The organism is Kitasatospora sp. NPDC048722, from assembly GCF_040650235.1.
Classification (GTDB): Bacteria; Actinomycetota; Actinomycetes; order Streptomycetales; family Streptomycetaceae; genus Kitasatospora.
Genome location: NZ_JBEZGX010000110.1, coordinates 1 through 11,692 on the forward strand (window position 1 = coordinate 1; position 11,692 = coordinate 11,692).

Annotated in this window: 2 protein-coding genes; both read left to right on the forward strand. The window is 76.8% G+C overall.

From position 1 onward, the window contains the following. Positions 1-24: 24 nt before the first annotated feature. Positions 25-9,363 carry an SDR family NAD(P)-dependent oxidoreductase gene (locus tag AB0C76_RS40245; protein WP_359975403.1) on the forward strand — a complete coding sequence of 3,113 codons (9,339 nt, stop codon included), beginning with the start codon at positions 25-27 and terminating at the stop codon, positions 9,361-9,363. 57 nt (positions 9,364-9,420) lie between these two features. After that, a partial coding sequence (locus tag AB0C76_RS40250) for a type I polyketide synthase (protein ID WP_359975406.1) occupies positions 9,421-11,692 on the forward strand: 2,272 nt, incomplete at its 3' end.

The window sequence follows — 11,692 nt, forward strand, 5'->3', positions numbered from 1 at the left end:
CCCAACGGCCCGTCGCAGCAGCGGGTGATCCGGGCCGCCCTGGCCGACGCCGGCCTGGCGCCCGCCGAGGTGGACGCCGTCGAGGCGCACGGCACGGGCACGCGGCTCGGCGACCCGATCGAGGCGCAGGCCCTCCTCGCGACGTACGGGCAGGACCGCGAACGGCCCGTGCTCATCGGTGCGTTGAAGTCCAACACCGGCCACACCCAGGCCGCCTCCGGCGTCGCCGGGGTGATCAAGACGGTGCTCGCGATGCGGCACGGCCTGCTGCCGCGCACCCTGCACCTCGACGCCCCGACCCCGCACGTCGACTGGACCGCCGGTGCCGCCGAACTCCTGGGCGAGGCCCGGGAATGGCCCGCCAACGCGTGGCCGCGGCGTGCGGCCGTGTCCTCCTTCGGCGTCAGCGGCACCAACGCGCACGTCGTGCTGGAGGCGGCGCCGACGGAGCCCGTCGGGGACGCCGTGCCCGAGGAGGCTCCCGGCGCCGTGCTGCCGTGGGTGCTGTCGGCGCACGAGGAGCCTGCCCTGCGGGCCCAGGCCGGACGTCTGGCCGCCCACCTCCGGACACGCGGCCCGCTCGACCCGGTCGACGTCGCGTACTCCCTGGCGAACGGCCGGACGGCCATGGCGCACCGGGCCGTCGTGGTCTCGGCCGAGCCCGAGGAGCGCCTGCGCGCCCTGGACGCCCTGGCGGCCGGGGGCGGGGGAGCGGGCCTCGTGACGGGTGTGGCGGAGAAGGGGGCCACGGCGTTCCTGTTCTCCGGGCAGGGGTCGCAGCGGCTGGGGATGGGGCGGGAGCTGTACGCCAGGTTCCCGGTCTTCGCGGAGGCCTTCGATGCGGCGTGCGCCCAGCTCGACCCGGCACTGCGCGATGTCGTGTGGGGCTCGGAAGCGGAGTCGCTCAATCGGACCGCGTACGCTCAGGCGGGTCTGTTCGCGGTCGAGGTGGCGCTGTACCGGCTCGTCGAATCGCTGGGCGTGCGGCCCGAGTTCGTGGCCGGGCACTCGATCGGTGAGGTGGCGGCCGCGCACGTCGCCGGGGTGTTCTCGCTCGCCGACGCGTGCGCGCTGGTGAGTGCCCGTGGCCGCCTGATGCAGGCGCTGCCCGCGGGTGGCGCGATGCTGGCGGTGCAGGCGACGGAGGACGAAGTCCTTCCGCTGCTCGGCGAGTTCGTGTCGATCGCCGCCGTCAACGGCCCGACCTCCGTCGTCGTCTCCGGCGCGGAGGAGGCCGTTGACGCGGTCCGGGCGCACTTCTCCGACCGCAAGACGACACGGCTGCGCGTCTCGCACGCGTTCCACTCGCCGCTGATGGACCCGATGCTGGCGGACTTCCGCGAGGTCCTCGACGGGCTGACGTACAACGCTCCTTCGATCCCGCTGGTCTCCAACCTGACCGGCGCCCTCGGCCCCGGCGAGGACTTCACGACCCCCGGGTACTGGGTGCGGCACGTCCGCGAGGCCGTCCGCTTCGGCGACGGCATCCGCACGCTGCACGCCGCCGGGGTCACCCGCTTCCTCGAAGTCGGCCCGGACGGCGTCCTCACCGCGATGGCGGCCGAGTCGCTGCCCGCCGACGCGGCCGTGGCCGCCGTGCTCCGCCAGGACCGCCCCGAGGAGCCGGCCGTCCTGGAGTCCCTCGCCCGCCTGCACGTGCGCGGTGCGGGCCCGGACTGGGCGGCGGTGCTCGCCGGTTCCGGCGGCCGCCGCGTCGACCTTCCCACGTACGCGTTCCAGCGGCAGCGCTACTGGCTGCCCGAGCTCCAGCGCCGCGACGCGGGCACGCCCCCGGCCGACCCGGTCGAGGACGCGTTCTGGACGGCCGTCGAGGCCGGCGACCTGCGGGAGGCGTCGGCCGTCCTCGGGATCGCGGAGGAGGCCGCCGAGGCCTCGCTGGACCGACTGCTGCCCGTCCTGGCCTCCTGGCGCGGTCAGCGGCGCCTGCTCGGCGCGCTGGACGCGTGGACCTACGGGACGAGCTGGGTGCCCGTGCGCGGCCTCACCGACGCCGTCCCGGCGGGGCGCTGGCTCGCCGTCCTACCGGAGGGCGCAGAGGGCGCAGAGGGCGCAGAGGGTACGGAGGCAGGCCGGCCCGAGGCCGTCCTCGACGCCCTCGCCGAGCGCGGCCTGCGGATCGAGCGGGTGGCCGGGTCCGAGGCCCTGGCCGAGGTGCTCGCGGACGGCTCCGGCGAGCCGCTCGCCGGCGTCCTCTCCTTCCTCGCCGCCGACGGCCGCCCGCACCCCGACCACCACCTCGTCCCCCGCCACCTGCCCGCGACCGTCGAGCTGCTGCGCACCCTGGAGGCCGTCGGCGGCCCGGCGAGGCTCTGGTGCCTCACCCGGGGCGCCGTCGCGGCCGAGGGCGCGGACCGCGTGAGCGATCCCGGGCAGGCGCAGCTGTGGGGCCTGGGCCGGGTGGCCGCGCTGGAGCACCCGCAGCGCTGGGGCGGCCTGGTCGACCTGCCCGCCGACCCCGACGCCCGCACCGCCGTGCGACTGGCCGGCCTCCTCGCCCAGACCGCCGAGGACCAGCTCGCCCTGCGCGGCTCCGGTGCCTACGCCCGCCGTCTGACCCGCCGCCACCTCCCACCGGTGCGGGGCCGCGCGGCAGGCCTGCCGAGGCCCGCCTCCGAACGGCGCGGGGTGGCGGACACGGTGCCCGCGGCCCCCGGTCGGCCCGCCGGTACGGACGGGGTGGTGGAGCCGAACGCGTCGGACGCCGGTGCCGGGGCGGGGCCCGTCGCAGGTACGGGCGGTGCGGCCGTGCTGCCGGGTGCCGACCGTCCGGCTGGTGAGGTGGCCCGGCCGGGCGCGCCGGACGCCTCCGAGGGCTGGACCGCCCCCCGGGGCACCCTGCTCGTCACCGGCGGCACCGGTGCCCTCGGTGCCCACGTCGCCCGCTGGCTGGCCCAGGCCGGTGCGCAGCACCTCCTCCTCGTCGGCCGCCGTGGCTCCGGGGCCCCCGGCGCGCAGGAGTTGAGCGACGAGCTGGCGGAGCTCGGCGTCCGTGTCACCGTCGCCGCCTGCGACGTCGCCGACCGCGACGCGCTCGCCGCCCTTCTCGCCGCCGTGCCCGCCGAGTACCCGCTCGCCGGTGTCGTCCACGCGGCCGGCGTCCTCGACGACGGCGTCCTGGAGAGCCTCACGGCCGAGCGCTTCGACGTGGTGCTCCGCGCCAAGGCCGTCTCCGCCCGCAACCTCCACGAGCTGACGGCCGGCCACGATCTCGCCCTGTTCGTCCTGTTCTCCTCGATCACCGGTGTCCTCGGCAACCCCGGCCAGGCCAACTACGCCGCCGCCAACGCCTACCTCGACGCCCTCGCCGAGCACCGCCGGGCCGCCGGGCTGCCCGCCACCGCCGTCGCCTGGGGCCCCTGGGCCGGGGCCGGCATGGCGGGGGACCACCCGGGCCTCACCGGGCGGACGCGGCGCAGCGGGCTCGCCCCGATGGACCCAGAGCGGGCGGTCGCCGCGCTAAGCCGGGCCCTGCTCGCGGACGCCTCGGGCCTCACCGTGGCCGACGTCGACTGGAGCGCGCTCGCCCCCGTGCTCACCGCCGCCCGGCCGAGCGCGCTGATCGCGGACCTGCCCGAGGCGCGTCGCGCGGCGCCCGAGGGCACCGTCACGACGACCACCGACTCCCCGCTGGCCGAGCAGCTGCGCGGCCGCAGTGCCGACGAGCAGGAACGCCTGCTGCTGGAGCTCGTCCGCACGGAGGCCGCCGCGGTCCTCGGGCACGCCTCGACCACGACCGTCGAGGCCGCCCGGGCATTCCGGGACCTCGGGTTCGACTCGCTGACCGCCGTCGAGCTGCGCAACCGCCTCACCGCCGCGACCGCTCTGCGCCTGCCCGCCACGCTGCTGTTCGACCGGCCGACCCCGGCCGCCGTCGCCGCGCACCTGCGCGCCGAACTGGCCGGCACGGCGGCCGCCCTGGAGCCGACGGCCGCCGTCGCCGTCGACGAGCCGGTCGCGATCGTCGCGATGGCCTGCCGCTTCCCCGGCGGCATCGAGTCGCCGGAGGACCTCTGGCGGCTGCTCGCCGAGGGCCGCGACGCGGTGGGCCCGTTCCCGGCCGACCGGGGCTGGGACACCGACCGCCTGCACCACCCGGACCCGGACCACGAGGGCACCAGCTACGTCGCCGAGGGGGCGTTCCTGACCGCCCCGGCCGACTTCGACGCCGCCTTCTTCGGCATCTCCCCGCGCGAGGCCCTCGCGATGGACCCGCAGCAGCGGCTCCTGCTGGAGACGGTCTGGGAGGCCGTCGAGCGCTCCGGCATCGACCCCGGCGATCTGCACGGGTCGCGGACGGGCGTGTTCGTCGGCTCGAACTTCCAGGACTACCACCTGCTGCTGGACCCGGCCCGGGAGGGCGTCGCCGGGCACGTGATGACGGGCAACGCCGCGAGCGTGATCTCGGGCCGCGTCGCCTACACCCTCGGCCTGGAGGGCCCGGCCGTCACGGTCGACACCGCGTGCTCGTCCTCGCTGGTCGCCCTGCACCTGGCCGCCCAGGCCCTGCGCCGCGGCGAGTGCTCGCTGGCGCTCGCGGGCGGCGTGACGGTGATGTCCACGCCGCAGGTGTTCGTCGAGTTCTCGCGCCAGCGCGGCCTGGCACCCGACGGCCGCTGCAAGCCGTTCGCGGACGCGGCCGACGGGACGGGCTGGGCCGAGGGCGTCGGCGTGCTGCTCGTCGAGCGGCTCTCGGACGCCCGTCGCAACGGGCACCCGGTGCTGGCGCTCGTGCGCGGCTCCGCCGTCAACCAGGACGGTGCCTCCAACGGGCTGACGGCGCCCAACGGCCCGTCCCAGCAGCGGGTGATCCGGGCCGCCCTGGCCGACGCCGGCCTGGCGCCCGCCGAGGTGGACGCCGTCGAGGCGCACGGCACCGGCACCCGCCTCGGCGACCCGATCGAGGCCCAGGCCCTGCTCGCCACCTACGGCCAGGACCGCGAACTCCCACTGCTCCTGGGCTCGGTGAAGTCCAACCTGGGCCACACCCAGGCCGCCGCCGGCGTCGCCGGGGTCATGAAGACCGTCCTCGCCCTGCGGCACGGCGAGCTGCCGGTGTCGCTCCACATCGACCGGCCCACCACGCACGTCGACTGGACGGAGGGCGCCGTCGACCTGCTCACCGAGGCCCGCGACTGGCCCGCCACCGGACGGCCCCGCCGCGCCGGCGTCTCCTCCTTCGGACTCAGCGGCACCAACGCCCACGTGATCCTCGAACAGGCCCCCGAGCAGGAGCCCGAGCCGGCACCCGCACCCGAGCGCCCCGCCCTGCCCTGGCTGCTCTCCGCCCGCAGCGCCGAGGCCCTGCGCGGCCAGGCCCGCGCGCTGCTCGACCACCTCGACGTCAGCGCCGCCGCGCCGCTCGACCTCGCGCACTCCCTCGCCACCGGCCGCGCGCTCCTGGAACACCGCGCCGCCGTCGTCGGCACCGGCATCGAGGACCTGCGCGCCGGACTCGCCGCGCTCGCCGACCGCGCGCCCGCCCCGGGCGTCGTCACCGGCCGGCACGGCGCCGGGCGCGACCGCCGGGCCGTCCTCGTCTTCCCCGGCCAGGGCTCCCAGTGGGTCGGCATGGGCGCCGAACTGCTCGATGCGTCACCGGAGTTCGCCGAGCGGATCGCCGCCTGCGAACGGGCCCTCGCGCCCTGGACGGACTGGTCCCTCGAAGCCGTCCTGCGCGGCCGGTCCGATGCGCCGTCACTCGACCGCGTCGACGTCGCCCAGCCCGCGCTGTGGGCCACCATGATCGCGCTCGCCGCCTGCTGGCAGGCCCACGGCGTCACCCCCACCGCCGTCCTCGGCCACTCCCAGGGCGAGATCGCCGCCGCCTGCGTGGCCGGCGCTCTCTCCCTGGGTGACGGCGCCAAGGTCGTCGCCCTGCGCAGCCAGGCCATCGCCCGCGGCCTCTCCGGCCACGGCGGCATGGTGTCGGTGCCGCAGGCCCACGCCGACGTCCTCGCCCGCATCGAGCCCTACGGCGGCCGGATCTCGGTGGCCGCCGCCAACGGCCCGTCCGGCGTCGTCGTCTCCGGCGAGAACGCGGCCCTCGACGCCCTCCTCGACGACTGCGCCCGCGACGGCGTCCGGGCCAAGCGCATCCCCGTCGACTACGCCTCCCACTCCGCCCAGGTCGAACGGATCGAGGAGACCCTCCGCACCGAACTCGCCGGTCTGACCACGCGCGGGGCCCGCATCCCGTTCTTCTCCACCGTCACCGCCGACTGGCTCGGCGACACCCCGCTCGACGCCGGCTACTGGTACCGGAACCTGCGGCAGACCGTCCGCCTGGAGGAGTCCGTCCGCGCCCTGCTCGCCCAGGGCCACGACGCCTTCCTCGAATGCAGCCCGCACCCGGTGCTCTCGACGGCCGTCGAGGACACCGCCGCCGACGCGGGCGTCCGGGCCGTCGTGCTCGGCACCGTCCGGCGCGAGGACGGCGGCCCGGCCCGGCTGCTCGCCTCCCTCGCCGAGGCCCACGTACACGGCGTACGGATCGACTGGCGGCCCGCCCTCGCCGGCGGCCGGCCCGCCGACCTGCCCACCTACGCCTTCCAGCGCCGCCGCTACTGGCTCGCCCAGGACACCGCCCGCACCGGCGCGCCCCTCGAACCCTGCGGCCTGGACGGTGTCGTCCGGCTCGCGGACGGCTCGGGGAGCGTCCTGCTCACCGGCCGGATCGGGACCACGACGCACCCCTGGACGGCCGACCACCTCGTGCGCGGCACCGCCGTCGTGCCGGGCACCGCAATGCTCGACTGGGCCGTGCGAGTCGGCGACGAGGCGGGCTGCCCGACGGTCGCCGACCTCACCGAGCTCACCCCGCTGACCCTGCCCGACCACGGCACCGTCGACCTCCAGCTCACCGCGGGACCCGCCGACGCCGACGGCCGACGGACCCTCACCGTCCACGCCCGCCCGACCGGTGCGGCCGACGACACCCCGTGGACCCGCCACGCCGCCGGCACCCTGACCCGGGACGAGGCCACCGGGACGGCCCTGACCGAGTGGCCGCCGACCGGCGCCGAGGCGGTGGACGCTCCGGACGACGCCGAGTACGGCGAGCGCTTCCGCACCGTCGTCGCGCGCTGGCGGCGTGGCGACGAGCTGTTCGCCGAGGTCGCCCTGCCCGAGGAGCACCGCACCGAGACGGCAGGCTTCCGCGTCCACCCCGGACTGCTCCAGGCCCTGCTCGCCGCCCTCCCGGGCGACACCGACCCGGCCCAGCCCGCCGACTGGCGCGGCGTCACCGTCCACGCCACCGGCGCCGCCCTGCTCCGCGTCCGGCTCACCCCGGCCGCCGGCGGCGGCCACGCGCTCACCGCCGCCGACGCCGACGGAGCCCCCGTGCTCACCGCCGAGGCGGTCACCGTCCGCCCGATCGCGGCCGAGCACCTCGCCCCGGCGGCGGACCCGCTCTACGCGGTCGAGTGGGCTCCGACACCCGACAGCGCCGTCTGCGCCACCGGTCGTGAGGACACGGCCGTCCTCGGCGACGACGACGCGCTCGCCGCCGCCCTCGGAGCCCGGTCCTACGCCGACCTGGCCGACCTCACCGCCGCCCTCGACGCCGGAGAGCCCGTACCTGCCACCGTCGTCCACCGCCTCAGCGCGGTCGCCGGCGACGACGCCGACCCCGTCACCGCCGCGCACCGCGCCGTCCGGGCCGCCCACGGCCTCGCCCGCGCCTGGCTCGGCGAGCCGCGGCTCGCCGACGCCCGCCTCGCCCTGCTCACCCACGGCGCCGAGACCGGGGCCCCCGCCACCGATGTCACCGTCCTCGCCCGGGCGGCGGCCCACGGGCTCATCCGCTCCGCCCAGTCCGAGAACCCCGGCCGTTTCCTCCTCGTCGACCTCGACGGCGACCCGGCCTCGGACACCGCCCTGCCCACCGCCCTCGCCGTCCCCGACGAGCCGCGCCTGGCCGTCCGCGGCGGCGAGGTGACAGCGCCCCGGCTGCGCCCGGTGCCCTCCGACGGGGACGACCGCGCGTGGTCCTGGAACCCCGCCGGCACCGTCCTGATCACCGGCGGCACCGGTACCCTCGGCGCCCTCGTCGCCCGCCACCTCGTCATCGAACACGGCGTCCGCCACCTCGTGCTCACCGGTCGCCGGGGCCCGGACGCGCCCGGCGCCGCCGAGCTCGTCGCCGACCTCGCGGCCCTCGGCGCCGACGCCCGCGTCGCCGCCTGCGACGCCGCCGACCGCGCCGCCCTCGACGCGCTCCTCGCCGCCGTCCCCGCCGAGCACCCGCTGACCGGCGTCGTCCACGCCGCCGGCGTCCTGCGCGACGGACTGCTCGAAGGCCTGACGGACGAGCAGATCACCGAGGTGCTGCGCCCCAAGGTGGACGCCGCGTGGAACCTCCACGAGGCGACCCGGCACCTGGACCTCTCCGCCTTCGTCCTGTTCTCCTCCTTCGCCGCCACGGCCGGCGGCCCCGGCCAGGCCAACTACGCCGCCGCCAACGCCTTCCTCGACGCCCTCGCCCACCTCCGCCGCGCAGAAGGGCGCCCGGCCGCCTCCCTCGCGTGGGGATACTGGGGAGAATCGAGTGGAATGACGTCCACGCTGGACGCCGTGGACATCGCCCGCTTCGCGCGCTCCGGCATGCTGCCGCTCACGGCCGTCCAGGGCCTCGCCCTGCTCGACGCCGCGAGCGGCGTCGACCGACCGCACCTGGCCCCGATCCGGCTCGACCGGCACGCCCTCGCCACGGCCGGGGCACCGCCGCTGTTCGCCGAGCTCGCGCCCCGGCGCGCCGCCGCCCGGCGCACGGCCGCCGGCCCGGCCGGGAGCGTGGCGACCGGAGACCGGGGCGTGCTGGACCGGCTGCCCGGCCTCGCCGCCGCCCAGCAGGAGAAGCTGCTGCTGGACGTCGTCGTGGGCCACCTCGCCGCCGTCCTCGGCCACGGCTCGCCCGAGGCCGTCGAACCCGAGCGCGGCTTCCTCGACCTCGGCATGTCCTCCCTGACCGCCGTCGAGCTGCGCAACCGCCTCAACGCCGAACTCGGCCTGCGGCTGCCCACCACGACGATCTTCGACCACCCGTCGCCCACCGCCCTCGCCGGGCGCCTGCGCGACCTGGTCGCCGCGCCCGCCGGCGCCGCGGCGCCAGCCCGGCCCGTCTTCGCCGAACTCGACGAGCTGGAGAGCGCCCTCGGCGCCACCGAGCTGGACGCCGACTCCCGCACCCGCCTCCTCGCCCGCCTCAAGAGCCTCCAGTGGCGGCTCGACGGCGACGCCACGGAGTCGCCCGCGAGCGCCGACGGACCGGACGACGCGCTCGACGCCACCACGGACGACGAGATGTTCGACCTGATCGACCGCGAGCTCGGACTCGCCTGAGGCGACCCGTAAGACGCCGGCCCGTACCACCCTTCCGAACTGCGAGGTTTCCCACCCATGGCCAGCACCTCCGAGGACAAGCTCCGCGACTACCTCAAGAAGGTCACCGCGGACCTGCGGCGCACGAAGCAGCGCCTGGAGTCCGTCGAGGCGAGGGACGCCGAGCCGATCGCGATCATCGGGATGGCCTGCCGCTACCCCGGCGGTGTCCGCACCCCGGAGGACCTCTGGCGGCTCGTAGCCGACGGCGCCGACGCCATCGGCGACCTGCCGGAGGACCGCGGGTGGGACACCGGGGGCCTCTACGACCCCACCCCCGGCACCCCCGGCAAGAGCTACGTCCGCCACGGCGGCTTCCTCGACGGCGTCGCCGACTTCGACGCCGAGCTGTTCGGCATCGCCCCCCGCGAGGCCCTCGCCATGGACCCGCAGCAGCGGCTCCTCCTCGAATCCGCCTGGGAGGCCGTCGAGCGCGCCCGCATCGCCCCCGCCACCCTGCGCGGCAGCGACACCGGCGTGTTCATCGGCGGCGCCGACACCGACTACGGATCCCTCGCCCGCCGGACCGAGGAGACCGAGGGCCACCTCCTCACCGGTGGGGCCGTCAGCGTCCTCTCCGGCCGCATCGCCTACACCCTCGGCCTGGAGGGCCCGGCCGTCACCGTCGACACCGCCTGCTCCTCCGCCCTCGTCGCCCTCCACCTCGCGGTCCGCGCGCTACGCGCCGGCGAGTGCTCGATGGCCGTCGCCGGCGGCGTCGCCGTCATGCCGACCACCCGCCTGTTCACCGAGTTCTCCCGCCAGCGCGGACTCGCCCCCGACGGGCGGTGCAAGCCCTTCGCGGAGGCCGCGGACGGCACCTCCTGGGCCGAGGGCGTCGGCGTCCTGCTCGTCGAGCGGCTCTCGGACGCCCGGCGCCTCGGCCACGAGGTCCTCGCCGTCGTCCGGGGCACCGCCGTCAACCAGGACGGCGCCAGCAGCCGCCTGACCGCCCCCAACGGCCCCTCGCAGCAACGCGTCATCCGGGCCGCGCTCACCAACGCCCGCCTCACCCCCGACCAGGTCGACGCCGTCGAGGCCCACGGCACGGGGACGACCCTGGGCGATCCGATCGAGGCCCAGGCCCTGCTCGCGACCTACGGCCAGGACCGGCCCGCCGACCGGCCGCTCTACCTCGGCGCCGTCAAGTCGAACATCGGCCACGCCCAGGCGGCGGCCGGCGTCGCGGGCGTGATCAAGACGGTCATGGCGCTGCGCGCCGGCGTGCTGCCCGCCACCCTGCACGTCGACGAGCCGTCCTCGCACGTCGACTGGACGGCGGGCGCCGTCGAACTGCTGACGGAGGCCCGTGACTGGCCGGAGACCGGGCGTCCGCGCCGGGCGGGCGTCTCGGCGTTCGGCATCAGCGGGACGAACGCGCACGTGGTCCTGGAGCAGGCGGACGAGGTGGTGGCGGAGGAGGCGGAGGAGGCCGCCCCGGTCCCGGCCGTCGTGCCGTGGGTGCTGAGCGGCCGTACGCCGGAGGCGCTGCGCGCACAGGCCGCCCGTCTACGCGACGTCGCCGCGGCCCTGCCGGCCGCGGACGTCGCGGTGGCGCTGGCCACGAGCCGGTCGATGCTCAACCACCGGGCTGTGGTGGTCGGTTCGGACCGGGACGCGCTGCTGCGCGGGCTCGAGGCGCAGGCGGCGGGCTCGGGCGGGGCCGTCGAGGGCACGGTCAGGGGTGGTGGGACGGCGTTCCTGTTCTCGGGGCAGGGGTCGCAGCGGTTGGGGATGGGGCGGGAGTTGTATGCCCGGTTCCCGGTGTTCGCGCGGGCTTTCGACGAGGTGTGTGCGGCGCTGGAGGTGCCGGTTCGGGATGTGGTGTGGGGCGACGACGAGGAGCTGTTGAACCGGACGGAGTACGCGCAGGCGGGTCTGTTCGCCGTCGAGGTGGCGCTGTACCGTCTCGTCGAATCCCTCGGTGTGCGGGCGGAGTTCGTGGCCGGGCACTCGATCGGTGAGGTGGCTGCGGCGCACGTCGCGGGGGTGTTCTCGCTCGCCGACGCGTGCGCGTTGGTGAGTGCCCGTGGCCGTCTGATGCAGGCGCTGCCGGCGGGTGGCGCGATGCTGGCGGTGCAGGCGGCGGAGGACGAAGTCCTGCCGCTGCTGGGTGAGTTCGTGTCGATCGCCGCGGTCAACGGCCCGCGCTCGATCGTCGTCTCCGGGACGGTGGAGGCCGTCGAGGCGATCGCGGCGCACTTCGCCGATCGCAAGACGACGCGGCTGAGGGTGTCCCACGCGTTCCACTCGCCGCTGATGGACCCGATGCTGGAGGACTTCCGTTCCG